This window comes from Corynebacterium sp. MSK008 (genome assembly GCF_030232585.1).
In the GTDB taxonomy this organism is placed as follows: domain Bacteria; phylum Actinomycetota; class Actinomycetes; order Mycobacteriales; family Mycobacteriaceae; genus Corynebacterium.
This window is the reverse complement of record NZ_JASPJX010000012.1, coordinates 62,372-86,405: the sequence shown is the minus strand read 5'-3', so window position 1 is coordinate 86,405 and position 24,034 is coordinate 62,372. Positions and strand designations below refer to the sequence as shown.

Genomic DNA, 24,034 nt, shown 5'->3' with positions numbered 1-24,034 from the left:
GTTACTGGCGGTGGCCGCCCCTGCATTTTCCAGGGCCCACCATCAGCAAGCGTTACACCACACTAAGGGACGCAACCGCTCAGACCGGAAAAATCCCTCACGAAACGGCTTCGAACAACTCCTCATCGACATCGGGATCACCCAGAAAAACGGCAAACCATATCACCCACAAACCCAAGGCAAAGTCGAACGCTTCCACCAAACACTCAAAATCGCACTCGCCCCCAAACCCGCCGCTGCCAGCATCGATGAGCTCAACACCCAGCTCGACGACATCATCGACTACTACAACCACAAACGCCCACACCGAGCACTCGACCGAATCACCCCAGCAGAGGCCTACAACGCACTGCCTAAAGCCAAACCAAAGCCAATCCAAAACAGCCACGACTTCCGCCTACGCACAGACAAAGTCACCACCAACGGCAAAACCACACTGCGATGGCGCGGCAAACTACGCCGCCTCTACATCGGCCGCCGATGGGGCGGCGAGGCCATCACCATGATCTGCGTCGACAACCACGTCGACATCAAACTCATCAGCACTGGGGCACAAATCGCCGGCTACACACTCACCGACGAAAAGATCTACTACAACCAAAAAGATAACGAAATCACCCCACCCCGGGGCACATCAAAAACAAAAAATCTCGAGACACCGTAGGAACGATGTCTCGAGACAACACATGGTGCCCGGAGGGGGACTTGAACCCCCACGTCCGTTAATAGGACACTAGCACCTCAAGCTAGCGCGTCTGCCATTCCGCCACCCGGGCTTAGGGTGTTTCTCAGCCTCTCGGCTGGGCACTCGCATAACTATAGGGCGGGGCGATTGAACCGCCAAATCGCCAGTACAACCCTGAAAATTTGCTAGATTTTCCAGAATGATGCCACCGCCGCGCAGAATGAAGACGTACAGCTGGTTCGTCCCGCCCGCGCCACCAGCGGACGATCCGAAACGGCTCCATCCGGCGCGCTGGAGTAGCGGAAACCGAGTGGTCAGGGACATGGTTGGCGCATATCCGGGTGTGCTGGTGCTGCACATTCTGAGCTACCTCATCGGCTCCGGCATCGCCGCCTTTGTGCCGGTAGTGGTGGGCATGATCGTGGACGGCCTGGTGGGGGAAGAAAAGTTCAACACGTGGTGGCTCTTCGCGGTGCTGGTCGGCATCTTCATCATCCAGTTCATCGGCGAGGCCACCGGCGACGGCCTGGCCACAGCCTCGGTGCGCCGCGTGACCCACAACGCGCAGCAGCACCTGTCCTCGGGCGTGCTGCGCCGCGGAGCGGGAGCGATGAGCCCCGGCACGGTGCTCAACACCATCGACGCGGACGCGAACACCGTCGGTCGCTACCGTGAGCTGCTGTCGTTTCCGCTGATGGCCATCGGCTACGCGGCCGGCGCGATGGTGGCGATGTGGTCGGTCTCCCCGTGGATCTCGCTGGCCATCCCGGCGAGCGCGTTAATCATCGCTCTGTTCGCCGCGTGGACCGCGGGGCCGGTGACGCGGGTGTCGCTGAAGCGCCGCGCCGCAGAGGCTGATGTTGCTGGCTTGGCCACGGATGCGTCGCAAGGCATCCGCACCGTCAAAGGCCTCGGCGCGGGCGCAACCGTGGCAACACGTTTTCACTCGGAAACGGCGAAGGCGAAGCAGTTGATGCTCACTCACCTACGTGTGGAGGTGTGGCTGGGTTTTGCCAGGTTCTGCGTGGCGTGGCTGTGCAACCTTGCCATCGTGGGCTTCAGCGCGTGGATGACGCTGCGCGGGGAGATCACCCCGGGACAGCTGACGTCCGTTGCACTGTTGGTGCCGCCGGCGTTGAACATGGCGGGCTTCGCGTTCGGCGATTTAGCCAGCGGGTGGGGCAGGGCCGTCGCGAGCGGTCAGCGAATTGAGCAGTTGCACCACGCGGGCGACGACACCGCGGGGCCTGAGCCGACAGACACCCCGGTCCCAGGCGCGGGGCTGTGGATCCTCGAGCCGGCGGAGCGCTCCTACGCCACAGCCGCCGCGTGGGCGCAGCGCGGCGACGTGCTGTTCCCGCCGCACACCGTCAACGTGTTTGAGGGCACCATCGCGGACAACGTGAATCCGCGCGGGGATGTGCCGGAAGAAGCGGTGAAACAAGCGCTCGCCGCCGCCCACTGCCAGGACATTCTCCGCAGGCTCGGCGGCATAGGCGAAAACGGCGAGTTGCCGGACGCGCCGCTTGGGGAGGCCGGCCTGAACCTCTCCGGCGGGCAGCGTCAGCGCGTCGCGCTCGCCAGGGCACTCGCCGCCGACCCGGACGTGCTCATCCTGGACGACCCAACCACGGGGCTCGATTCCGTGACCCAGGCGGACGTCGTGGCGGCCGTCGCCGCGCTCAGGGCGGACAAAACCACCGTGGTCATCACCGGAAACGCGGCGTGGCAGCACGCCGGAACCGCGCTGGAGGTGGCGTAGATGGAGCGCGATTACGCACGCACAGACGCGGTCGCACCCGCAAGTGTGAAGGAGACCTTCGCGTACCTCTCGGCGCTGCCCAACGCGCTGGACAGACGCTGGTGGGCGGGTCTGCTGCTCATCCAGGCGCTCATCGTCGCCGTGTACACCACGCAGTCGAACCTGTTCGGGCGCAGCGTCGACCCGCTCACCGGAGGCGAGGTGCCGCTGCTGGGCACCGGCACGCGCGCGTTCGTGTGGACCGTAGGTCTGGCGTTGGCCTGCATGCTCGTCGAGATGTTCCTGCGGGCCCTGGGCAACTACGTGGTGGGTCTCAAAGTCGCCCGCGCGTCCATCGATCTGCGCCGCCGCTGTCTCGACGCGATCCTGCGCGCACCTGTGCCGCGGGTGATGGAGCTCGGCACCGGCAACGTAATCACACGCATGACCAAGGACATCGACGACGTCGTCCAAACCATCACCGCCATCGGCTCGCGCGTGCTCACCACCGTGTTCGTCTTCCCAATCACGTTTATCGGGCTTTTGCTTATCGACGTCCGCTTCGCCGGGATCCTGCTATTGATCTGCATCTGCACCTATCCGTTCGCCCGCACGGTGGTCCGCGCCATCCCGGACGCCTCCAACGCGGTGAGCGTGGCGGAAGCGCGTCGCAACGCGGTGCTGCTGGACACCGTTCGGGGTCTGCCCACGCTGCGCGCCTTCGACCTGGAGCGCTGGGCGTTGGCACGGATGCGGCGGACCTCCTGGGGCGCGGTGGAGGCGGAAATGGACCGCGTGCCCTGGTTCATCCGGCTCATGGGCATCGGACAGGTCGCTTTCGCCGCGTGGGTGCTGCTCACCCTCGGTGTGGGTGCCTGGCTCGCCTCGGCGGGCGCTGTCACCCCGGGCCAGGCGAGTGCTGCGGTGTTCATGGTGATCCGCGCCGAAGTCATGGTGTTCAACGCCTTATTCTTCGTCGGGGAGCTGCAAGGTGCGGCCACCGCCGTGGGCCGCGCGGTGAGCCTGGCCAAGCTTGCGGACGGTCGCGACGCAACAGCGGTGCCGGAGGACCTGACCGAGCCTGTGGACGTGGCGGTCGAGCACGTCTCGTTCGCCTACCCGGGCGGCGCCAACGTGCTGGACAACCTCTCCGTCACACTCAAGGCGGGAACAACTACCGCGCTGGTGGGGACTTCGGGCGCCGGCAAGTCCACGCTCGCCGCGCTCATCGCGGGGCTGGTGGAGCCCACTTCCGGCAACATCCGGGTAGGCGCAGTAGATACCTCGCAGGTCAGCGACATCTGGACCGCCAAGAACGTCACCCTACTCACCCAGGACGTCCACCTGTTCGCCGGCACCCTGCGCGAGGACCTCTCGATGGCAGCACAGGGAGCCACCGACACGGACCTATTGCGGGCGTTGGTAACCGTCGGGCTCGACCCCGAAGGCACCCAGTTCGCGCGCCTGTTCCCGAAAGGGCTGGACACCGCCGTCGGCGCTGGCGCGGAGGACCTACCCCCGGAGGTGGAGCAGCAGCTCGCGCTCGCGCGCGTGGCGCTCTCAGGCCCAAAGGTGCTCATCCTGGACGAGGCGACGGCAGAAGCTGGCAGCGACGCCACCAACGCACTGGAGGACGCCGCCGCGAGGATTACCGCGGACACCACGGCGCTGGTGGTGGCGCACCGTCTGGACCAGGCGGCGGCCGCGGACCGGATCTTGGTCATGGACGCCGGGCGCATCATCGAGGACGGCGCCCACACCGAACTCGTCGCCGCCGACGGGAGATACGCGCAACTTTTCGCCGCATGGAGTGGCGACGGTCACTAGCTCTCCGGTAGGAATGGAGACATGACTGCTAATTATGTTTCCGACCGTTTCCCCGGCCCCGACCCGTACGCCCCGCTTGCGGACGTGCCGTCCTTCGACATCGCCTCCGAGGACATCGTCGACGGCGAGCGCCTCGCAGACACGCTTGCCGGCGACAACGCCACCAGCCCGCAGCTGTCCTGGTCCGGCGCCCCAGAGGGCACCAAGACCTACGCGGTGACCTGCTTCGACCCGGACGCGCCGACCGCCTCCGGTTTCTGGCACTGGTCCGCGTTCAACATCCCGGCTGACGTCACCGAGCTGCCCGCCAGCGCGGGTGCGAAGGACGACCTCGGCGTTGGCGCGGTCGTGCTCACCGGCGACAGTGGCGTGAAGGGCTACTACGGCGCCAACCCGCCGGCCGGCCACGGCCCGCACCGCTACCTGTTCGCAGTGCACGCGGTGGACACGGAGCTGCCCGCGGACGAGATTGCCAACCCCACGCAGCTCGGCTTCAACCTGAACTTCCACTCGCTGGGCCGCGCCATTATCTGGGGCTGGTACGAAAACCAGTAAGATTCGCCGAATGGTTCCAGTGCAACTTCGCGTCGGCGGCGCGTTCATGGGCATCGCACTCGTGCTTGTGCTCTACGCCGTGCTGGCGCTGCTTCGAGGCGACGCCGCGTTTTCGATTACTCCGCAGGTGCTCTCCGTCATCGCTGCGGTGGCTATCGTCGGCGCCTTCGCCACTTACAACACCAAGCAGGAAGGCTCGCGCACCCAGGTGGGCGCGTTGCTCGCGGCCGTGGTGCTCATCGGACTCGGCTTCATCGCGCCCGACACCGAACTCATGGCCACCACGCCGTTCTGGCTGATCGGCTGGGCGCTCGCCGCCGGGCTGTGCGCGGTGGTGCTGCGCCGCAGCGCAGCAGGGCGCGTTTAGAGCGCTTTCCACTCCAGCCCGCTGCCCACGGCCTGCTCAATCGAGTCCAGGCCGTGGACTTTAATCTGCGCGGCGATCCCGCGGTGGATGCCGCGGATCCAGCCCAACCCGCCGTAAATGAACGGGGTGTAGCCCTGCAGCAGGCTCGCGCCCGCGGCGATGCGCTCCCACGCCTGCTCTGGCGTGGAAATGCCGCCGACGCTGACCAGCACCAGCTTGTCGCCCACGCGCTCATGAACGTGCTTGAGCACCTCGAGCGAACGCTTCTCTAACGGGGCTCCGCTGATCCCGCCTGCGCCCATCTTCTCCACCCTGGAGGCGGGAGTTTTCAGCCCGTCGCGGGAGATGGTGGTGTTGGTGGCCACGATGCCGGCAAGGTCCAGCTCCACGGCGAGGTCAGCCACGGCGTCGATGTCTTCGTCGGAAAGATCTGGCGCGATCTTCACCAGCACCGGGGTGGTGGTGGACTTCTTCACCACCTCCAGGATCGGGCGCAGCTCCTCTACTGCCTGCAGGTCGCGCAGACCTGGGGTGTTGGGGGAGGAGACGTTGACCACCAGGTAATCCGCCAGCCCGCCGAGCAGCGTCGCGGTGGCGCGGTAGTCCGCCACGGCATCTTCGGTGGTCTTGTTCTTGCCGATGTTGATGCCCACCACGTCGCGGGAACGCCGCGCGCGCAGGTTGTCGGCGACCGTGAGCGCGCCCTTGTTGTTGAAGCCCATCCGGTTCAAAATCGCCTTGTCCTCCGGCAGGCGGAACAGCCGCGGCGTGGGGTTGCCCGGCTGGGACTTCGGGGTCACGGTGCCCATCTCGGCGTAGCCGAACCCGATCGCGCCCCAAGCGTCGATCGCCTCGGCGTTCTTGTCAAAGCCGGCTGCCAGGCCCAACGGGGCGGGGAAGTCCACGCCGAAAACGGTCTGGCGCAGCACCGGGTCGTGCACGCGCACAGCCTTTTCCATCACACGGTTGACCGGTGTGGCCAGGTGCAGTGTCTGCAGGGCGCCGCTGATGATGCCGTGGATGCGCTCCGGCGGCAGCAGGAACATGAGCTTGAGTGCGCGGTCGTAGAGCGTCATGGGTTGAATCTCCTAGTTGCTCTCGGTCTGGTCGGCGGGGGAGACGATCTGGATGCCGTCGCCGGATGCGGAGGCGGCGACCACGGTGCCGTCGTCAAGCGTAATGATGCTCTGGGCATCTGCGACGGTGGCGAAGTGCTTGCGCTTCACCGGAATGCCCTGGGAGATGTCGTAGCCGGTGGCGGTGTTGCTGGCCAGCGAGCTGACCCAGGCGAGGCGCTGCGCGGTATCCCACGCGGCGTCCCAGGGTCCTTCCGGCACGGGCGCGGACTGCTGGAGGCGGATGATGTCGTCGGTGGTGTAGACGTGGATCTGGTTGCCGGTGGAATCGGCGGCCAGCACCAGGCCGTGCTCGCCGCCGCGCACCTTGCCCACGCCTAGGCCGACGCGCAGGGTGCCGCCTTGGCGCGAGCCGTTCCAGTCGATGTCCTGGATGGTGGTGTCGAAGCGGTTGGTGCGCACCACCGAGTCGCGCTGGCCGTCCACCTGCACCGCCTCAAGCTGATCGGTCTCGCGCGCGACGTCGATGGTGTCGGTGAGCTCGCCGCCGTCGAAGACCCAGATCTTGCGCTCCGAGTCGCTGCCTGCGAGCACCTCGCCTGTCGACGCCACCGTGGCCGCCGTGACCGGCTTATCCGTGGCGATAGTCTCCTCCCGGTCGCCGAAGAGCTTGATCTCGCCGGCGCAGGCGAGCGCGAAAGTGCCGGCGTTGGCGGAAGCCTCGCCGCAGGATTGGTCCAGCTCGTGGCGGGCGGCCTTGCCCTGCTGGATCTCCTCGAGATTGCCGATGGTCAGCGCGTTTTCCGTGCGCACGCCGATGCGGCCGTTCGTGACGTCCACATCGCTTACTGGCTCGAAGTCCACCACGGCGCCCGCCGGGTCCGACGACTGCGGGGACTGCACCGGCTCAGCGCTGCCCATGTTAGCGGCCGCCTCACCGCCGGCTTCCTCGATCTTGGCGGAGGGAGACGCGCCGCAGGCGCTCAGCGCCAGGGCAGCCACGACGGCACCGGAAACTGCGGCAAAGCGGAGGCGGGAACTGGGGGCAAACAAACGAGCATTCACAAGGTCAAAGCCTAGCAACGCGCCCGTCGCGCACCGCGATGGCTAAGTAGGCGGGGTAGTGTCTTTCGCCATGACTGATCCCGCCACCACAATGTCCTGGGTCCAGGTGATCGTCCTGTCCATCGTCCAGGGCCTCACCGAGTTTCTGCCAGTGTCTTCCTCGGGCCACCTGCGCATCGTCTCCCAGCTGTTTTGGGGCGAAGACGCCGGCGCCAGCTTCACCGCCGTGATCCAGCTGGGCACTGAGCTGGCCGTGCTGGTGTTCTTTGCCAAAGACATTTGGCGCATCCTCACCGCCTGGTTCGCTGGCCTAGCGAACAAGTCCAAGAGGAACTTCGACTACCGCATGGGCTGGATGGTCATCGCCGGCACCATCCCGGTCGGCATCGCTGGTGTGCTGCTCAAGGACTTGATCCGCGAGAACTTCCGCAACCTCTGGATCACCGCCACCGTGCTGATCCTGTTCTCCCTGGTGTTCATCCTGGCCGAGCGCCGCGGCAAGAAGACCCGCGGTTTCGAGGAACTCACCATGAAGGACGCGGTTGTGATGGGCCTGTGGCAGTGCCTGGCGCTCATCCCGGGTGTGTCGCGCTCCGGCGGAACCATCTCCGGCGGCCTGTTCCTCAACCTGGACCGCGAGGTTGCCACCCGTTTCTCCTTCCTGCTGGCCATCCCGGCTGTGCTGGCCTCCGGGCTGTTCTCCCTGCCTGACGCCTTCAACCCCCAGGCGGGCCAGGCGGCGAGCGGGCTGCAGCTGCTCGTCGGCTCCGGCATCGGGTTTGTGGTCGGCTACATCTCAATTGCCTGGCTGCTGAAGTTCGTGTCCGACCACTCGTTCGCGTGGTTCGCCGCTTACCGCATTCCGCTGGGCCTTGTCGTCATGGCGTTGCTCGGCACTGGCGTGATGGCCGCGTAGTTGTAGGGTTGTCCGCATGCATGCTTGGCCCGACCCGTCCGTACCCGCAGTCGCCGGCACCCCGGTGCCGCTGAAGCTCTTCGACACCGCCGATCAGCGCGTCAAGGAAGTAGACACCACCCCGGATGCGAACGGGGAGGTGGGGATGTACGTCTGCGGCATCACGCCGTACGACTCCACCCACCTCGGCCACGCCGCGACCTACCTCACCTTCGACCTGGCGCAGCGCCAGCTTCTCGCCAACGGCCACACAGTCCACTACGTGCAGAACATCACGGATGTGGACGACCCGCTGTTCGAGCGCGCCGAGCGCGACGGCGTGGACTGGCGCGAACTCGGCACCAGCCAGACCAACCTGTTCCGCAGCGACATGGAGATCCTGTCCGTGATCCCGCCGCGCGACTACATCGGCGCGATGGAGTCGGTAGACGAGGTGATCGCGATGGTGCAGCAGCTTCTCGACGCTGGCGCCGCCTACGAGCTCGACCAGGGCGACATCTACGCCTCCATCGAGGCCACCAAGCAGTTCGGCTACGAGTCCAACTTGGACCGCGCGACCATGGAGGAATACTTCGCGGAACGCGGCGGCGACCCCGACCGCGAGGGCAAGCGCGACCCGTTGGATGCGCTGGTGTGGCGCGGCCACCGCGAGGGCGAGCCCGCCTGGGACTCGCCGTTCGGCCCAGGCCGTCCGGGCTGGCATGTCGAGTGCTCCGCGATTGCCACCAACCGCCTGGGCGGTCACTTCTCCATCCAGGGCGGCGGGTCTGACCTGGCGTTTCCGCACCACGAGTTCTCCGCAGCGCACGCCGAGGCCGCGCTGGAGGTCGAACGCATGGCTGGCCACTACGTCCACGCCGGCATGATCGCGCTCGACGGGGTGAAGATGTCGAAGTCCCTGGGCAACCTCGTATTCGTGCACAAGCTCTCGGAAGCGGGCCACGACCCGTCGGCGATCCGCCTGGCCGTCTTTTCGGGTCACTACCGCGAGGACCGGGACTTCTCCGACGCGATCCTCGCCGAGGCAGAGGAGCGGCTTGCGCGTTGGCGCGAGCAGCTCTCGGAGGAGGTCAGCGAGGCGGAGGCAACGGATGTCGTCGGTAAGCTGCGCGCGATTCTTGCAGACGATTTGAACACCCCGGAAGCGCTTTCGCTTCTCGACGGCGTGGCCGGCGACTGCGACCAGATCATCGCCACCGCCCTCGACGGGCTGCTCGGCGTGCGCATTTAGCGAGGCTCACGCACAATGGGGCGCATGAGCGCAGCTGCCGACAACTCGATCCGGGCCCAGTTTCAGCCCGAGGTAGACGAATTCATCGACGACCTAACCACCTTCGCCACCGGCTCCTACCTGCAGGACGAGGACAAGGACCTGTGGGAAGAGCCCTTCGACCCGGCGGTGCTGCCGGATCTGAAAAAACTCCTGGAGATGTTCCTGGACGCACTCGACCTCATCGGCGATGACCCTGAGGGCGACGCGCTGGTGAAGGTCGTGGCGCCGTTCTACGGCAACCTCGAGGAGTTCAACGAGAAACACGCCAACGCGGTGCTCGAGCCGGAGGAAAAAGCCGACATCGAGACCCTGGTGTTCCGGGCGGCGGCCGCGACCGGTGCCACGGACGAGGCGCTCAACGAGCTTCCGGAACTTGAGTAGGCCACACGCCGTCCTCTGGGACATGGACGGCACCCTCATCGACACGGAACCGCTGTGGGGCAAGGCCACCTTCGAGCTCGGCGAGCTGCTCGGCCGCCCGCTCACGCCGGAAGTGCGGGCCAAAACCATCGGCGGAAGCTTCCCCAACACTTTGAACGTGGTGGCCGAGTGGGCGGGCTACGAGCTGCAGGACGGCGACCTGGAGCGCTACCGCACGTGGATGTTCGACCGCATGGCGGAACTGCTCGCCGGCGGTATTGAGCTCAACCCCGGCATCGGTGGCGTGCTCGAGTCACTCGCGCGGCGGGGCACGCCGATGTTTGTGTGCACCAACACGGAGCGGGTGGTGGCGGACCCGTGCATTGACGCAATCGGCCGCGAGTTTTTCGCCGGCACCATTACCGGCGACGAAGTGGCACACTCCAAGCCGGCGCCGGACATGTACCTCGAGGCCGCCCGGCTCGCGGGCGCGGCGCCGGGGGAGTGCCTCGTGGTGGAGGACTCCTGGCATGGCATGTCCGCCGGGGCGGCCGCCGGGTGCGCCGTGCTGGGGCTAGCCGAGGAGGTTCCCGTGGGTGTGACAAGGTTCGACCCGATCAACTTTGTCGGTGCGGGCGCCAGTGACGTGGACGATTGGTTTTCTGCAGCTCGACAGGCATAAATCGGGGGTACGCAGTACCCGTCGAGAAGTGGCTTGCTACGTATAGTGGCGCCCATGAGCACTCGTACTGAAGAAGACCTCCTCGGCACCGCCGAGGTCCCCGCCGACGTCTACTACGGCATCCACGCCCAGCGCGCCAAGGACAATTTCCAGATCTCCGGAAGCACCGTCAACGACGTGCCGGAGTTCATCCGCGGCATGGTGCAGGTAAAGAAGGCCACAGCGATCGCCAACCGCCGCCTGCACGCCCTGCCCAAGGACAAGTCCGAGGCAATCGTGGCGGCCTGCGACAAGATCCTCGACGAAGGCGTGTGCATGGACCAGTTCCCGATCGACGTCTTCCAGGGTGGCGCGGGCACCTCGCTGAACATGAACACCAACGAGGTGGTGGCGAATCTCGCGCTCGAGCTGATTGGCCGCGACAAGGGCGACTACTCGGTGATCAACCCGAACGATGACGTGAACATGTCGCAGTCCACTAACGACGCGTACCCGACCGGTTTCCGCCTCGGCGTGTACTACGCCGTGCAGGGGCTGCTGGAGGAGCTCGACGAGCTGCAGAAGGCGCTGCGTGCGAAGGGCGACGAGTTCGCCGACATCATCAAGATGGGCCGCACCCAGCTTCAGGACGCCGTCCCGATGACCCTGGGCCAAGAGTTCACCGCCTTCGGCGCCAACCTTGCCGAGGAGCAGCGCACCATCAGCAGCGCGGCCGACTCGCTGCTGGAGGTCAACCTGGGCGCCACCGCAATCGGCACCGGCATCAACACCCCGAACGGCTACCGCGACCAGGTGGTCTCCGCGCTGCGCGAGGTCACCGGTCTGGACATCCAGGCGTCCCCGGACCTGATCGAGGCGACCTCCGACACCGGCGGCTACGTGATGATGCACGGCGCAATCAAGCGCGCCGCGATGAAGCTGTCGAAGATCTGCAACGACCTGCGCTTGCTGTCCTCCGGCCCGCGCGCCGGCCTCAACGAGATCAACCTGCCGGAGCGCCAAGCAGGCTCCTCGATCATGCCGGCGAAGGTCAACCCGGTCATCCCCGAGGTGGTCAACCAGGTCTGCTTCAAGGTTTTCGGCAACGACGTGACCATCTCCATGGCCTCTGAGGCCGGCCAGCTCCAGCTCAACGTGATGGAGCCGGTGATCGGCCAGTCCCTGTTCGAGTCCATCCGCCTGTTGGCCAACGCGGCGAAGACCCTGCGTGAGAAGTGCATCACCGGGATCACCGCCAACAAGGAGGTGTGCGAGGCGTACGTGACCAACTCCATCGGCATCATCACCTACCTCAACCCGGTGATCGGCCACCACAACGGCGACCTGATCGGCCGCGAGGCGGCGGAGACCGGCAAGAGCGTCTACGACCTTGTGCTGGAGAAGGGCCTTATCGAGGAGGAGGATCTGAAGAAGCTGTTGAGCAAGGAAAACCTCATGCACCCGGAGTACCGCGGCAAGCTCTACGTCGACGACGAGCCGAGCCTCGACGCATAGGCACGCCGCTTAACGCAGCCGCGTAGGCAACATCACACTGGCTGCATTTCCATTTCGGGCTCCTTCGGACAGATAATGGGATGACCTAATAACTGTCTGAAGGAGCCCGCCGTGTTACTTGCCGTCCACATCATCATCCTCCTCGGGGCGATTGTGGTGGGCGCGCGGATGGGCTCCATCGCCATCGGCTTCGCCGGCGGGCTTGGAGTCCTGCTGCTCGGCGCGACCGGGATGCCGGTCAGCGCGGAGGCCATTCCGTTCGATGTCATCGGCATCATCATGTGCGTCATCGCCGCGATTTCCGCGATGCAGCTCGCCGGAGGCATGGACTACCTAGTGGATCTGGCCGAGCGCTTCCTGCGCCGCAACCCGAAGCGCATCACGGTCTACGCGCCGATTGTCACCTGGCTGATGACGGTGCTCGCCGGCACCGGCCACACCGCATTTTCCACCATGCCCGTCATTGTGGAGGTGGCCAAGGAGGGCAAGGTGCGGCCCTCGCGTCCGTTGTCGGCGGCCGTGATCGCTTCGCAGATGGCTATTGTCGCCTCGCCGATTTCCGCCGCGGTGGTGTTCATGGCCTCCGCGCTCGAGCCGCTCGGCGTGGGCTACCTCCAGCTGCTGGCAGTGATGATCCCTGCGACGTTCTTCGCGATTTTCCCGATGGCGTGGATCGCCAACAAGTCGGGTGCGGAGCTGGAGGATGATCCGGTCTACCGCCAGCGGGTGGCCGAAGGTCTCGTGGCAAAGCCAGCTGCCCGCGAGCACTACGTCGCACCCCAAGGGGCGAAAGCATCGGTGGGCATTTTCCTCGCCGCGATTGTGATCGTGATGGTCTACGCCACGCTGATCTCGGAGCAGGTGGGCCTCATTGCTGACCCGACCATCCCGCGCAACGAGGCGATCATGGCCATCATGCTCGGTGCCGCGGCAACCATCGTGCTGGTCACACGCACGACCGCGGCGGAGATCTTAAACACCCAGGTGTTCCGCTCCGGCATGTCCGCCTGCGTGTGCGTGCTCGGCGTGGCCTGGCTGGGCACGACGTTTATCAACTACTACATCGAAGACATCCAAAACATCGCAGGCGACGTGCTCACCGCGAAGCCGTGGCTGCTAGCAGTCGTGCTCTTCGTTGCCGCATCGCTTCTGTACTCCCAGGCCGCGACGGCGAAGGCGCTGATCCCGGCGGCGCTAGCAATTGGCGTGAGCCCGCTGACCGCGCTCGCCGCCTTCCCGGCCGTCTCCGCGCTGTTCGTGCTGCCGACGTACCCGACGCTGCTTGCCGCGGTAGAGATGGACGACACCGGCTCCACCCGCATTGGCAAGTATGTGTTTAACCACCCGTTCCTCGTGCCGGGCGTGGCGTGCATCTTTGTCAGCGTAATTCTGGGTTATGCCATTGGTGCCGTTGTAGTGTGAGGTGCATGACTGCACAACCGTTGACTGACGTCGAAATTGCTCAGGCCCACAAGCTCGCCCCTATCACCGAGATCGCCGCGAAGGCAGGTGTGTCCGACGATGCGCTGATCCCGTACGGCAAGCACATGGCCAAGGTGGACATCACCCAGAACCCAGGCAACGCCCCCGGCAAGCTCGTCGTGGTCACCGGTGTCTCGCCGACGCCTGCAGGCGAAGGCAAGTCCACAACCCTGATCGGCCTGACGGACGCGCTGGCGAAGCTGGGCAAGAACGCCATGGTCGCGCTGCGCGAACCGTCACTGGGCCCCGTGATGGGCATCAAGGGCGGCGCCGCCGGGGGCGGCTACTCCCAGGTGGTGCCGATGGAACAGATCAACCTGCACTTCACCGGTGATTTCCACGCGATCACCAGTGCCAACAACACGCTGGCCGCGCTCATTGACAACCACATCCACCAAGGCAACGCGCTCAACATCGACCCGCGCCGTGTGACCTGGCAGCGCTGTGTGGACGTCAACGACCGCGCACTGCGCAACGTCGTCACCGGCCTGGGCGGGCCAGCCCACGGTGTGCCGGCGGAGACCGGCTTCACCATCACCGCCGCCTCCGAGATCATGGCGATTCTGGGTCTGGCAACGGACCTGGAGGACTTAAAGCAGCGCCTGGCCAACATCACTATCGGCCTGACCTACGACAAGAAACCGGTCACGGCCGGTGACCTCGGTGCCCAGGGTGCGATGGCCGCGCTGCTCAAGGATGCGGTCAACCCGAACCTCGTGCAGACTCTCGGCGGCACCCCGGCGTTCATCCACGGCGGCCCGTTCGCCAACATCGCCCACGGCTGCAACACCCTGATTGCCACCCGCACCGCCCAGCAGTACGCGGACATCGTGCTCACGGAGGCCGGTTTCGGCTCCGACCTGGGCGCGGAGAAGTTCTTCGACATCAAGGCCCGTTACGGCGAGCTGGACGTCGCCGGTGCCGTCATCGTGGCTACGGTGCGCTCCATCAAGCACAACGCGGGCGTGGCCAAGGCGGAGCTTTCGAACGAAAACGTCGCCGCGCTGGAGGAGGGCATTGTCAACCTCGAGCGCCACGTGGAAAACGTGCGCAAGTTCGGCGTGACCCCGGTGGTTGCGCTCAACCGCTTCGCCACCGATTCCGAGGCCGAGCTCGACTTCCTGAAGAACTGGGCGCAGGCCAAGGGCATCGCGCTGGCTGAGGCGGACGTGTGGGCCAAGGGCGGCGACGGCGCCCTCGAGCTCGCCGAGATGCTTCTGGATAACCTCACCGAGGGCACCTCGCACCCGCTCTACGACCCGGCGGAAGGTGTGGAGGCGTCCATCGAGACCATCGCCAAGGAGATCTACCGCGCCGCCGACGTGCAGTACTCCGCCGCGGCGCTGAAAGACCTGCAGACGCTCAAGGACAACGGCTTTGACAACCTGCCGGTGTGCATCTCCAAGACGCAGTACTCCTTCTCGGACGACCCGACCCAGCTCGGCGCGCCGGAGGGCCACACGCTGCATGTGCGCAACATCGTGCCGCGCACCGGCGCCGGTTTCGTGCTGGTGCTCACCGGCGACGTGATGACCATGCCGGGTCTGCCCAAGCAGCCGGCCGCCAACAACATCGACGTCGACGCCGACGGCGTGGTCTCCGGCCTGTTTTAATTCGCCTCCGCCCGCGACCCCGGCCACCCGGGGTACGCCGGGGGAGTGCCGCCGAAGACCGGGCACAGGTGCTGGAAGGCGCACCACCCGCACAGCTTGGACTGCTGCGGGCGGAAGTTGCCTGTTTTACCGTCGGCCTCGATCTTCCACCACAGCTCCGCTAGGTCGCGCTCGAAGTACTCCAACTCCTCGCGCGACGGGGCGAGGATCATGGAATCCATCACCTTCAGATACATCAGCTTTAGCTGCGTGGGCACCACACCGAACATGCGCCAGTACACCAGCGCGTAGAAGCGCATCTGGAACTGCGCGTCCTGCGAGTACCGCGGCAGCGGCTTCTTGCCGGTTTTGTAGTCGACCACGCGCACCTCACCGGTGGGCGCGATATCCACGCGGTCGATGAATCCGCGCACCGGCACCCCGTTCGGCAGCGTGAAGTCCACCGGCATCTCCTGGGCGTGCGCGTCGAAGCCCAGCGGGTTTTCCATGGTGAAGTAGCCGCGCAGCAACGTGCGGGCGTCCACAAGAAGCTGGTACTCGTCCTCGACCGGCGCGGCGCAAGAGGGGTCTTCCTCGCGCATCTTCTCCCAGTTCGGCTTCAGCCGCTTCACCGCCGCCGGGTACGTGCGTTCCTCGCGCGGCCAGGCGAACATTTCCTCCAGCACGGCGTGCACCAGCGTGCCTTTGACCTGCGCTTCCGTGGACGGCTCCGGAATCTTGTCGATGGCGCGCAGCCGGTACTGCAGCGGGCAGCGCTTGTAGTCGGAGGCGCGCGACGGCGAGATGGCTAGTGGGCGTGGGGGAGTGCTGGCATCAGACATGGTGCCCAACATCATAGAGTGGAGCCATGACACAGCCGTTCATCGATTTCATCGCCCAAAGCCCCTCCGCGTTCCACGCGAGCGCCACCGTCTCCGAAAGGCTCGAGGCCGAAGGGTTCACCCGGAGCATTTCGCTTGACGACGGCGCACACGCCCCCGGCGGCCACCTCATCGAGCGCGACGGCGCCGTGGTCGCCTGGTGGGTGCCGGAAAGTGCCCGCCCACGGTTTAGGGTGGTCGGCTCCCACACCGATTCGCCGGGGCTGATGGCCAAGCCGGACCCGGATGTGGTGCGCGAGGGCTTCCGCCAGGCGGCGGTGGAGGTCTACGGCGGGCCGATTCTGGCCAGCTGGTTCGACCGCGACCTGACGTTTGCCGGCCGCGTGGTTACCGCGGACCGCACCGAGCACCTGGTGAACACCGGCCCGGTCGCGCGCGTGCCCAACCTGGCCATCCACCTCTACCGCGGCGACATGCCGGAGATCGACCGCCAGGTGCACACCCAGCCAATCCTGGGCGTGGACCGCCCGCTGCTGGAGCTGGCGGCAAAGTCCGCGGGCGTTAGCGCCGAGGACATCGTGGCGCACGAGCTGATCACCGCGGACGCGCAGCGCGGCGAGGTTTTAGGCGACCTGCTGGCAGCCGGCAGGCTGGACAACCTCACCAGCGTGTGGGCCTCCCTGGAGGCGATGCTCGCCGCGAAGAACGACGCCGAGGACATCCTGGTGCTTGCGGCCTTCAACCACGAGGAGGTCGGCTCCGCATCCACCGCCGGTGCTGGCGGGCCGCTGCTGGAGCGTGTACTGACCAAGGTCGCGGCTGGTTTCGGCGACCCTGCCGGGATCATCGCGGATTCCATCCAGGTCTCCGCCGACGCGGCCCACGCCGTGCACCCGAACTACCCGGGCAAGCACGACCCCACCCACCACCCGCTGGTGAACAAAGGCCCGGTGCTCAAGATCAACGCGAACCAGCGCTACGCCTCCAACGCCGCCACGGAGACGGAGTGGATCCTGGCCTGCCGCGCGGCGGGCGTGCCGCACCAGACGTTCGTGGGCAACAACGCCGTGCCGTGCGGATCCACCATCGGTCCGATTTCGTCGACACGCTTGGGCCTGCCCACGGTGGACGTCGGCGTGCCGCTTCTGTCCATGCACTCCGCCCGAGAGTTGTGCGGCGTGGACGACATGGACTACTTCGTGCGCGCGCTGACGGCTTTTTATGCCGCGGCGCAGTAAGGCATACTTACCGCCATGTATTCGGGACCGTTCCAGCCAGGCGACAAGGTGCAGCTCACCGACGCGAAACGCCGCCACTTCACCATCGAGCTCAAAGAGGGCGGGCAGTTCCACTCGCACAAGGGCATAGTCAGCCACGACGACATCATCGGCGCCGATGAAGGAACCGTGGTCAAGTCAACACTCGGCTCCGACTACCTGTGCTTCCGCCACCTGCTGGTGGACCACGTGCTGTCCATGCCGCGTGGCGCCGCGGTGATCTACCCGAAGGACGCCGCCCAGATCCTGGTCGAGGGCGACATCTTCATGGGTGCCCGCGTGCTCGAGGCGGGCGCCGGTTCCGGCGCGCTGACCATGTCGCTGCTGCGCGCCGTGGGCCCGGAAGGCCACGTCTACTCCTACGAGATCCGCGACGACCACCTGGCGTTCGCCAAAGACAACGTCGCCGATTACTTCGGTGGCGAGCCCGAGTGGTGGACCCCGCGGCTCGGCGACTTCGGCGAGGTCACCGCGGAGGACCTGGACGGCCAGGTCGACCGCGTCATCTTGGACATGGTGGAGCCGTGGCACTTCATCGACACGGTGAAAAACGTGCTCATCCCGGGCGGCGTGTTCATGACGTACGTGGCCACCGTGCCGCAGCTGATGAACATCATGGAGGCCATCCGCGAGGCGAAGTGCTTCACCGAGCCGCGCGCGTGGGAGACCCTGCTGCGTGAGTGGAAGGTGGACGGCCTTGCCACGCGCCCGGAGCACCGCATGAACGCGCACACGGCATTCCTCGTGTGGACGCGCAGGCTCGCCGACGGGGTGACGCCGCCGCGGCCGCAGCGCAAAGCCCGTCGATAAGCAGCCCGCTCCTATGTAGGCTCGAACGCATGCCTGAAATCCACGACGATGCCTTCGGACCGGAGCTGCGCGAGCTCAAGCGCAAGAACCGCGATCTCGGGTCGCGCAACGAGAAGCTCGCTGAGCTGCTGAAAGTCAGCCGCGACAAGCTCAACGACTTATACGCGAAGGTCGAAGAGCTCAACGAGCCGGCATCGACGTACGGGATCTACCTCGCGCCCGCCCCGCGCGACGGGGAGGCGGAGGTGCACACAACCGGCCGACGGATGCGACTGAAGGTGTCGCCGCTGGTGGATCCCGCCAAGCTGGTTCCCGGCACGCTGGTGCGGCTGGGCGAGGGCACGATCGTGGTGGAGACCTGCGGGTTCGACCCCACCGGCCAGCTGGCCACCATGGTCGAGCGCGTCGGCGGGGACCGCGCGATTGTGGCGGACCAGCAGGGCGCGGAATCGATCGTCATGCTCGCCGAACCGCTGCGCGAAGCCGCCCGCGCCGGCGATACGGTGCTGGTCAACGCTTCCGCCGGCTACGCGTTTGAGCGCATCGCGAAAACCGAGGTCAACCAGCTGTCCCTGGACGAGGTCCCGGATGTCACCTACGCCGACATCGGTGGTTTGAGCTCCCAGATTGAGACGATCCAGGATTCCGTGGAGTTGCCGTTTTCCCACCCGGAGCTCTACCAGGCCTACGACCTGCGCCCGCCGAAGGGGCTTTTGCTGTACGGCCCGCCCGGCTGTGGCAAGACGCTCATTGCCAAGGCGGTGGCGAATTCGCTGTCGCAGCGCATCGGCGACGGGGGACAGGCGCACTTCATCAACGTCAAGGGCCCCGAGCTGCTGAACAAGTTTGTTGGCGAGACCGAGCGTCGCATCCGGCTCATTTTCGAGCGGGCCCGCGAGCTGGCCGCAGGCGGCAACCCGGTGATCGTCTTCTTCGACGAGATGGAGTCCATCTTCCGCACCCGCGGCTCCGGCGTGTCCTCCGACATGGAGACCACCGTGGTGCCGCAGCTGCTCACCGAGATCGACGGCGTGGAGGACATCGCCAACGTCATCGTCATCGGCGCGACCAACCGCGAGGAACTCATCGACCCGGCCATCCTGCGCCCGGGCCGCCTGGACATCAAAATCCGCGTCTCGCGCCCCAACAAAGACGAAGCCAAGGACATCCTCGCCCGCTACATCACCGACGAGGTCCCACTTGCGGCCCCGCGCGAGGTGCTTATCGACGCCACCGCGGACGCCATGTTCGCCCCGCGTCCCTTCGTGCGCCTCGAGCTTGTCGACGGCTCCGCCGAAACCCTGCACTACCACCACTTCGTCTCCGGCGCGATGATCGCCAACGTGGTGGACCGCGCCAAGAAGTTGGCAATCAAGGACCACCTCTCCGGCGTATCTACCGCGGGCCTGACCGAGGAGCACCTTCGCGAGGCCGTCCGCGCCGAGCAGGATGAGAGCGAGGACATGCCGAACACGGCGAACCCCGACGAGTGGGCGCGCATCACGGGTCGCCATGGCCGCCGCGTGGTTGCCGCGGAGGTTATCGGGTAGCGGATCACTGCTTATTCACCGTAGTGGTATCGGCAGGCTGCGATGCGCACCTCCTCTTCGGTGAGTTTGTACACCAGCCGGTGTTCACTCGTAATACGCCGGGACCAGTACCCGCTGAGTTCGTGCTTCAACGGTTCGGGTTTTCCGATGCCATCGTTGCCGTTACGTTGAATATCGCGGATGAGGGCGTTGATACGCTTCAGTATCCGCTTGTCGGTGGTTTGCCACTCCACGTATTCGGACCAGGCGTCCTCGTCCCAGCTGAGGATCATTCTTCGTCCTCGATGAGTTCGTTGCGTACAGATGCGCCACGTTCGAGCCGCTCAATCCGCTGCTTGAGCACCCGCGCATTAGCGGGGGATTGCAGTAAGTAGTTGGTTTCCTTGAGTGATTCGTACTCAGCTAGAGAAACGATGACGACCGGGTCGTGACCTGCCCGGGTAATGACGACCTCTTCACAATCGTCGACGACATCGGAAAGCACCTCGGCGTAGTTGGCTCGAGATTCCGAATATGACATGACCTTCATTGCTCGCTCCCACTAGTTTGATGACGTACAACTTTCTGTACAACTCTAAATGGATTAGCGAATCTGCGTCAATAGGGGTGGATCGTTTGTCCAATGATGTCTACAGTCCGCGTGAAATCTCCGTCACTCAGATGCGCAAAACTCAAGACGAGCCCGTCGCCGCCGTCCGTCCAGAGAGACGACTCGTGGCCGCACTCAATGCCCGCCTCGAGCAAACGGGTTTCAAACGCGTCGCGCGCCAGGGACGACGGGAATTGGACCGTCAGGTCGGCGCCGTCGCCCGGCGCGAGGCATGCGTCGTCGAATAGTGGCACCAGGCAGTCTTGCAGCACCTGTCGTCGTTGCGCCAGCGCCCGGTGCACCGCGCGGGTGTTGCGGCGGACGACACCTCCGTGCAGCAGCGAGGCGATCGCGCGTTGCGTCACTGTGGCGACGGGCATGCCGAGGATGCCACGGACCTCTTTCAGCCGGGCCACGGTCGCGGGGGAGGCGACAACATATCCGGCAGCGAGTTCGCGCGAGAGCAGCGTGGAAAACGTGCCGAGGGTGAGCACGTCCGCTGCTGGCGCGAGTGTGGACAAGGTCGGTTGGGGCGCTATGCGGTAGCGCAGTTCGGTGTTGAAATCGTCCTCGATGATTACCGTGCCGGTGCGGTTTGCCCAGTCCAAAAGCTCCGCCCGGCGCGGCGCCGGCATTGAGCCACCGAACGGGTAGAGGTGCGAGGGCGTGACCAGCAGCGCGTCCAAGTCTGCGGGCAGCTGCTTTACGACGATCCCCTCCGCGTCCGTTTCACACTCCACCGCCCGGTGGCCGCCGAGCGGAATGACGCGCCTTAAGCCGGGGTGGCCCGGGTCCTCGACGCCGACCTTGAGGTCTGCCCCGAGCGCATAGAGGATGCACATGAGCCCCTCGCGGGAGCCACCGGTGACCACGATGTGCTCCGGCGAGACGGTCATACCGCGGGCGAGACGTTGGTGCTCCGCGATGGCGTGGCGCAGTTCCGGCTCGCCTGATTTGTCTACGCCACCGCCAGGTTCCGCAGCGGCTTCGCGCCAGGCTTTGCGCCACGCGGCGGGTTTGATCGTCCCGGCGCTGCCGGGGGAGGGCTTCAGAGAGATTCGAGTGCGGGGGATCCTGGGCGAGATGCCGGTTGTCACGTCAATTTCGTGCACCGGCGCAACCGCAAGTTCGGGATGGATCCGTGTCGGCGCGCCCTGCCGGGAGAGAAGATAACCCTCGCCTTCAAGTTGGTCGTAGGCGGTGACCACGCTGCCGCGGGAGACGCCGAGGTGCGTGGCCAGTGTTCGCGTGGACGGCACTTCGTCGCCAGGCGCGAGCGTGCCCTTGGCCACGTCGTCGCGGATGCCCGCGGCGATTTGAGCCGGGATTGGGGTGGGGTGGTCGCGGGAGATGTGCAGCAGCATCAACTGGTCCAAAGAAACTAAATGGAACTGGCACTTGGAATCTACCAGTTGCCGGGGCAGACTAAGCGGTATGTCTAAGGCAGAACAGTTGAACCAGAAATTCATTGGCGGCGTGATCATGGACGTGGTCACGCCCGAGCAGGCCAAGATCGCCGAGGACGCAGGCGCGTCCGCAGTCATGGCGCTGGAGCGCGTGCCTGCCGATATCCGCGCCCAGGGCGGTGTGGCCCGCATGTCCGACCCGGACCTTATCGAGGGCATCATCGACACCGTCGACATCCCGGTGATGGCCAAGGCCCGCATCGGCCACGTGGTGGAGGCGAAGATTCTCGAGCACCTGGGCGTGGACTACATCGACGAGTCCGAGGTGCTCAGCCCCGCGGACTACGTCAACCACATTGATAAGCGCGGCTTTTCCGTGCCGTTCGTCTGCGGCGCGACCAACCTGGGCGAGGCGCTGCGCCGCATCAACGAGGGCGCGTCCATGATCCGTTCCAAAGGCGAGGCCGGCACCGGCGACGTCTCCGAGGCCACCAAGCACATCCGCAAGATCACCAGCGAGATCGCCGCGCTGCAGGCGATCTGGGCCAACAACCGCGACGAGCTCTACGTCGCCGCCAAGGAGCTGCAGGCGCCGTACGAGCTGGTCGCGCAGGTGGCGGAGAACGGCAAGCTGCCGGTGCCGCTGTTGGTCGCCGGCGGCGTGTCCACTCCGGCGGATGCCGCGTTCATGATGGAGCTCGGCGCTGACGGTGTCTTCGTCGGCTCCGGCATCTTCAAGTCCGGCAACCCGGAGGCCCGCGCGAAGGCCGTGGTCAAGGCCACCAAGCACTGGAACGACATCGCGGTGGTCACCGAAGCTTCCCGCGGCCTGGGCGAGGCGATGGTGGGCATCAACGTCGCCGACCTTCCCGCGCCGCACCGCCTGGCCGAGCGCGGCTGGTAGGCCTCGAAACGCGTAAAGCTCGTTACCTGCACCTCGTTTTTGCTCTCTGAGAGGCGATTAACGATGTGCGAATAACGAGCTTTAGCTTTGCGACGCAAGCTCCGCCTAGCGCACGTCCCCAAACTTGCGCACGACCCAGCGGCTGATCGCGATGAGGACCAACCCGAGCACGATGGTGGCCGCGGACAGAGTGAGGAAGAAGGTGCGCTCTGCAGCAGCGTCGTTCGGGTTGTACAGCGAGCCGAGCACGCCGGACAGCGCGGTGCCCATGGACACCGACATCAGCCACACCGCGAACAGGCGCGACTTGAACGCCACCGGGGCGACCTTGGTGGCCAGCGAGTTGCCGACCGGGGAGAGCAGCAGCTCGCCCATGGTGAACAGGAACAGGATCAGCACCAGCACCGCAAGCGGGGTGGAGTTTTCGCCCTTGCCCACGTACGGCAGGAAGATGAACAGCGACAAGCCGATGATGATGTTGGCCACGCCGAACTTCGTCGCAGAGGCCCACTGGCGCTCGCCGAGTTTCGTCCACATGGCGGCGAAGACCGGCGCGAAGATGATGATGAACAACGGGTTGAAGGACTGCACCTGCGCGGGCTCGAGCTCAGTCCAGAAGAAGTCCAGGTTCGCACGCTGGTCGGTGTACAGCGCCACCACGGTGAACTGGGACTGGAAGATGGCGAAGAAGGCCACGGAACCGGCGAGCAGCGGGATGTAGCCGGTCAGGCGCGACTTCTCGTGAGCGGTGACCTTGTCGGAGGCGAACATCTCCCACAGCAGAATCACTGTCGCGGCAAGGGCGATGGCGAAGACGACCCAGCTCAGCATGTCCAGCGGCAGAATGCCCGTGGTGAGCAGAGCGACGATGATCGCGGCGACTGCCAGCGCACCGAAACCAACGGGAGCCCACTTCGAGCGCGGCAGCGGGTTGGGCACCTCGGAGCCGGCCGCGCCGATGGTGGACTTGCGCATAAGCGCGTACTGCACCAAACCGATTGCCATGCCGATGGCGGTGAGGCCGAAGCCCCAGTGGAAGCCGGCCATGCCCCACACCCAGCCCGTGATTGCGGGGCCAAGCAGGCCGCCGATGTTGACGGACATGTAGAAGATGGAAAAGCCTGCGTCGCGGCCCGGGTCTTCGCGGGTGTACAGGTCGCCGAGCACCACCTGGGTCGCCGTCTTCACGCCGCCGGAGCCGATGCCGATGCACACCAGGCCGATGGCCAGGCCTGTTGCGCCCGGAACGAGCGCAAGTACGCAGTGGCCCACCATGACCAGGATCGCCGAGTAGAACAGGGTGCGCTCCGCGCCGAGAATGCGGTCGCCCACGAAGGAGGCGACGAGCGCCATCATGTAGACGAAGCCGTCGTAGGCGCCGACCAGGCTCAGTGCGGTGGACTCGTCCATGCCCAGGCCGCCCTCGGTGGTCGAGTGGTACATGTAGTACGCCAAAAGCGCCTGCATGCCGTAGAAGCTGAATCGCTCCCACAGCTCAATGCCGAAAAGGTTGGCCAGCCCCTAGGGCTGGCCGAAGAATT

23 protein-coding genes and 1 tRNA gene are annotated in these 24,034 nt (G+C 65.7%); 16 read left to right on the top strand and 8 right to left on the bottom strand.

All coding sequences use genetic code 11. The features are described 5' to 3' along the window. Window positions 1-664: integrase core domain-containing protein (locus QP996_RS10270; RefSeq protein WP_284872529.1), on the top strand; the 664-nt coding region annotated here is incomplete at its 5' end. 23 nt (window positions 665-687) lie between these two features. Here QP996_RS10270 and QP996_RS10265 read toward each other — a convergent pair. After that, a tRNA-Leu gene (locus QP996_RS10265) sits at window positions 688-776 on the bottom strand. Window positions 777-884: 108 nt separating this feature from the next. On the opposite strand from QP996_RS10265, the gene tetA reads away from it, so the two are divergent. Genes tetA through QP996_RS10245 form a run of 4 tightly spaced genes read left to right on the top strand, consistent with a single transcriptional unit; the run spans window position 885 to window position 5,175 of the window. After that, window positions 885-2,447 (top strand): tetracycline efflux ABC transporter TetAB subunit A, encoded by a 1,563-nt coding sequence (tetA, locus tag QP996_RS10260; protein ID WP_350309516.1) that lies wholly within the window; start codon window positions 885-887, stop codon window positions 2,445-2,447. Beyond that, a complete protein-coding gene (locus tag QP996_RS10255) occupies window positions 2,448-4,253 on the top strand; it encodes an ABC transporter ATP-binding protein (RefSeq protein ID WP_284872528.1) in 1,806 nt (601 codons plus the stop codon). Window positions 4,254-4,274: 21 nt separating this feature from the next. Then, window positions 4,275-4,808: a YbhB/YbcL family Raf kinase inhibitor-like protein gene (locus QP996_RS10250; RefSeq protein WP_284872527.1), complete on the top strand. Its 534-nt coding sequence runs from the start codon at window positions 4,275-4,277 to the stop codon at window positions 4,806-4,808. A 10-nt stretch (window positions 4,809-4,818) separates the two neighbouring features. Continuing rightward, complete coding sequence (locus QP996_RS10245) at window positions 4,819-5,175, top strand: hypothetical protein (RefSeq protein ID WP_284872526.1); 357 nt, start codon at window positions 4,819-4,821, stop codon at window positions 5,173-5,175. On the opposite strand, the gene QP996_RS10240 is transcribed toward QP996_RS10245, so the two are convergent. Then, window positions 5,172-6,251 carry a quinone-dependent dihydroorotate dehydrogenase gene (locus QP996_RS10240; RefSeq protein ID WP_284872525.1) on the bottom strand — a complete coding sequence of 360 codons (1,080 nt, stop codon included), beginning with the start codon at window positions 6,249-6,251 and terminating at the stop codon, window positions 5,172-5,174. The two genes, QP996_RS10245 and QP996_RS10240, sit on opposite strands and share 4 nt — an antisense overlap. A gap of 12 nt (window positions 6,252-6,263) precedes the next feature. Then, a complete protein-coding gene (locus QP996_RS10235) occupies window positions 6,264-7,316 on the bottom strand; it encodes a YncE family protein (protein ID WP_284872524.1) in 1,053 nt (350 codons plus the stop codon). Window positions 7,317-7,386: 70 nt separating this feature from the next. Here QP996_RS10235 and QP996_RS10230 point away from each other — a divergent pair, with 70 nt between their 5' ends. The 7 genes from QP996_RS10230 (at window position 7,387) to QP996_RS10200 (ending at window position 15,136) form a co-directional block, all read left to right on the top strand. Next, window positions 7,387-8,232: an undecaprenyl-diphosphate phosphatase gene (locus QP996_RS10230; protein WP_284872523.1), complete on the top strand. Its 846-nt coding sequence runs from the start codon at window positions 7,387-7,389 to the stop codon at window positions 8,230-8,232. 16 nt (window positions 8,233-8,248) lie between these two features. Next, window positions 8,249-9,463 carry a cysteine--1-D-myo-inosityl 2-amino-2-deoxy-alpha-D-glucopyranoside ligase gene (gene mshC / locus QP996_RS10225; protein WP_284872522.1) on the top strand — a complete coding sequence of 405 codons (1,215 nt, stop codon included), beginning with the start codon at window positions 8,249-8,251 and terminating at the stop codon, window positions 9,461-9,463. Between the two features lie 24 nt (window positions 9,464-9,487). Continuing rightward, the gene (locus QP996_RS10220; protein WP_284872521.1) at window positions 9,488-9,886 is read left to right on the top strand and encodes a hypothetical protein; all 399 of its coding nucleotides are present in this window, start codon (window positions 9,488-9,490) and stop codon (window positions 9,884-9,886) included. After that, window positions 9,879-10,547 carry an HAD family hydrolase gene (locus tag QP996_RS10215; protein WP_284872520.1) on the top strand — a complete coding sequence of 223 codons (669 nt, stop codon included), beginning with the start codon at window positions 9,879-9,881 and terminating at the stop codon, window positions 10,545-10,547. The genes QP996_RS10220 and QP996_RS10215 overlap by 8 nt, the downstream gene beginning before the upstream one ends. Window positions 10,548-10,601: 54 nt before the next feature. After that, window positions 10,602-12,041, top strand: a complete 1,440-nt coding sequence (gene aspA, locus QP996_RS10210) for an aspartate ammonia-lyase (RefSeq protein WP_284872519.1) — start codon at window positions 10,602-10,604, stop codon at window positions 12,039-12,041. A gap of 111 nt (window positions 12,042-12,152) precedes the next feature. Then, entirely contained in the window at window positions 12,153-13,463 is a 1,311-nt protein-coding gene (locus QP996_RS10205) for an anaerobic C4-dicarboxylate transporter (RefSeq protein WP_284872518.1), read from the top strand. Between the two features lie 5 nt (window positions 13,464-13,468). Further along, complete coding sequence (locus tag QP996_RS10200; protein WP_284872517.1) at window positions 13,469-15,136, top strand: formate--tetrahydrofolate ligase; 1,668 nt, start codon at window positions 13,469-13,471, stop codon at window positions 15,134-15,136. Here the strand turns inward: QP996_RS10200 and QP996_RS10195 are convergent. Next, window positions 15,133-15,957 carry a RecB family exonuclease gene (locus QP996_RS10195; protein WP_284872516.1) on the bottom strand — a complete coding sequence of 275 codons (825 nt, stop codon included), beginning with the start codon at window positions 15,955-15,957 and terminating at the stop codon, window positions 15,133-15,135. The genes QP996_RS10200 and QP996_RS10195 overlap by 4 nt on opposite strands. 26 nt (window positions 15,958-15,983) lie before the next feature. Here QP996_RS10195 and QP996_RS10190 point away from each other — a divergent pair, with 26 nt between their 5' ends. Genes QP996_RS10190 through arc form a run of 3 tightly spaced genes read left to right on the top strand, consistent with a single transcriptional unit; the run spans window position 15,984 to window position 19,594 of the window. Further along, a complete protein-coding gene (locus QP996_RS10190; RefSeq protein WP_284872515.1) occupies window positions 15,984-17,195 on the top strand; it encodes a M18 family aminopeptidase in 1,212 nt (403 codons plus the stop codon). Window positions 17,196-17,210: 15 nt separating this feature from the next. Next, window positions 17,211-18,044 (top strand): tRNA (adenine-N1)-methyltransferase, encoded by an 834-nt coding sequence (locus tag QP996_RS10185; protein ID WP_284872514.1) that lies wholly within the window; start codon window positions 17,211-17,213, stop codon window positions 18,042-18,044. 29 nt (window positions 18,045-18,073) lie between these two features. Next, window positions 18,074-19,594: a proteasome ATPase gene (arc, locus tag QP996_RS10180; protein ID WP_284872513.1), complete on the top strand. Its 1,521-nt coding sequence runs from the start codon at window positions 18,074-18,076 to the stop codon at window positions 19,592-19,594. Between the two features lie 11 nt (window positions 19,595-19,605). On the opposite strand, the gene QP996_RS10175 is transcribed toward arc, so the two are convergent. From QP996_RS10175 to pdxR, 3 genes are all read right to left on the bottom strand, one after another. Then, window positions 19,606-19,866: a Txe/YoeB family addiction module toxin gene (locus QP996_RS10175; protein ID WP_284872512.1), complete on the bottom strand. Its 261-nt coding sequence runs from the start codon at window positions 19,864-19,866 to the stop codon at window positions 19,606-19,608. After that, window positions 19,863-20,123 carry a type II toxin-antitoxin system Phd/YefM family antitoxin gene (locus QP996_RS10170; protein ID WP_126857262.1) on the bottom strand — a complete coding sequence of 87 codons (261 nt, stop codon included), beginning with the start codon at window positions 20,121-20,123 and terminating at the stop codon, window positions 19,863-19,865. Before QP996_RS10170 ends, QP996_RS10175 begins: the two co-directional genes overlap by 4 nt. Window positions 20,124-20,191: 68 nt before the next feature. Continuing rightward, on the bottom strand, window positions 20,192-21,547 hold the full coding sequence (gene pdxR, locus QP996_RS10165; RefSeq protein ID WP_284872511.1) for a MocR-like pyridoxine biosynthesis transcription factor PdxR: 1,356 nt from the start codon (window positions 21,545-21,547) through the stop codon (window positions 20,192-20,194). A 70-nt stretch (window positions 21,548-21,617) separates the two neighbouring features. On the opposite strand from pdxR, the gene pdxS reads away from it, so the two are divergent. Beyond that, the gene (gene pdxS / locus QP996_RS10160; RefSeq protein WP_284872510.1) at window positions 21,618-22,493 is read left to right on the top strand and encodes a pyridoxal 5'-phosphate synthase lyase subunit PdxS; all 876 of its coding nucleotides are present in this window, start codon (window positions 21,618-21,620) and stop codon (window positions 22,491-22,493) included. Between the two features lie 105 nt (window positions 22,494-22,598). Here pdxS and QP996_RS10155 read toward each other — a convergent pair whose 3' ends face one another. Next, entirely contained in the window at window positions 22,599-24,011 is a 1,413-nt protein-coding gene (locus QP996_RS10155; RefSeq protein ID WP_284872532.1) for a peptide MFS transporter, read from the bottom strand. Window positions 24,012-24,034: the final 23 nt, after the last annotated feature.

Bases quoted from the DNA above. Each gene is read 5' to 3' on its own strand.
- QP996_RS10200 (WP_284872517.1), top strand. From the start codon at position 13,469: ATGACTGCACAACCGTTGACTGACGTCGAAATTGCTCAGGCCCACAAG.
- arc (WP_284872513.1), top strand. From the start codon at position 18,074: ATGCCTGAAATCCACGACGATGCCTTCGGACCGGAGCTGCGCGAGCTC.
- QP996_RS10220 (WP_284872521.1), top strand. From the start codon at position 9,488: ATGAGCGCAGCTGCCGACAACTCGATCCGGGCCCAGTTTCAGCCCGAG.
- QP996_RS10230 (WP_284872523.1), top strand. From the start codon at position 7,387: ATGACTGATCCCGCCACCACAATGTCCTGGGTCCAGGTGATCGTCCTG.
- QP996_RS10190 (WP_284872515.1), top strand. From the start codon at position 15,984: ATGACACAGCCGTTCATCGATTTCATCGCCCAAAGCCCCTCCGCGTTC.
- QP996_RS10175 (WP_284872512.1), bottom strand. From the start codon at position 19,866: ATGATCCTCAGCTGGGACGAGGACGCCTGGTCCGAATACGTGGAGTGG.
- QP996_RS10245 (WP_284872526.1), top strand. From the start codon at position 4,819: ATGGTTCCAGTGCAACTTCGCGTCGGCGGCGCGTTCATGGGCATCGCA.
- QP996_RS10240 (WP_284872525.1), bottom strand. From the start codon at position 6,251: ATGACGCTCTACGACCGCGCACTCAAGCTCATGTTCCTGCTGCCGCCG.
- tetA (WP_350309516.1), top strand. From the start codon at position 885: ATGATGCCACCGCCGCGCAGAATGAAGACGTACAGCTGGTTCGTCCCG.
- QP996_RS10250 (WP_284872527.1), top strand. From the start codon at position 4,275: ATGACTGCTAATTATGTTTCCGACCGTTTCCCCGGCCCCGACCCGTAC.
- QP996_RS10195 (WP_284872516.1), bottom strand. From the start codon at position 15,957: ATGTCTGATGCCAGCACTCCCCCACGCCCACTAGCCATCTCGCCGTCG.
- QP996_RS10185 (WP_284872514.1), top strand. From the start codon at position 17,211: ATGTATTCGGGACCGTTCCAGCCAGGCGACAAGGTGCAGCTCACCGAC.
- QP996_RS10255 (WP_284872528.1), top strand. From the start codon at position 2,448: ATGGAGCGCGATTACGCACGCACAGACGCGGTCGCACCCGCAAGTGTG.
- aspA (WP_284872519.1), top strand. From the start codon at position 10,602: ATGAGCACTCGTACTGAAGAAGACCTCCTCGGCACCGCCGAGGTCCCC.
- mshC (WP_284872522.1), top strand. From the start codon at position 8,249: ATGCATGCTTGGCCCGACCCGTCCGTACCCGCAGTCGCCGGCACCCCG.
- pdxS (WP_284872510.1), top strand. From the start codon at position 21,618: ATGTCTAAGGCAGAACAGTTGAACCAGAAATTCATTGGCGGCGTGATC.
- QP996_RS10170 (WP_126857262.1), bottom strand. From the start codon at position 20,123: ATGAAGGTCATGTCATATTCGGAATCTCGAGCCAACTACGCCGAGGTG.
- pdxR (WP_284872511.1), bottom strand. From the start codon at position 21,547: ATGCTGCTGCACATCTCCCGCGACCACCCCACCCCAATCCCGGCTCAA.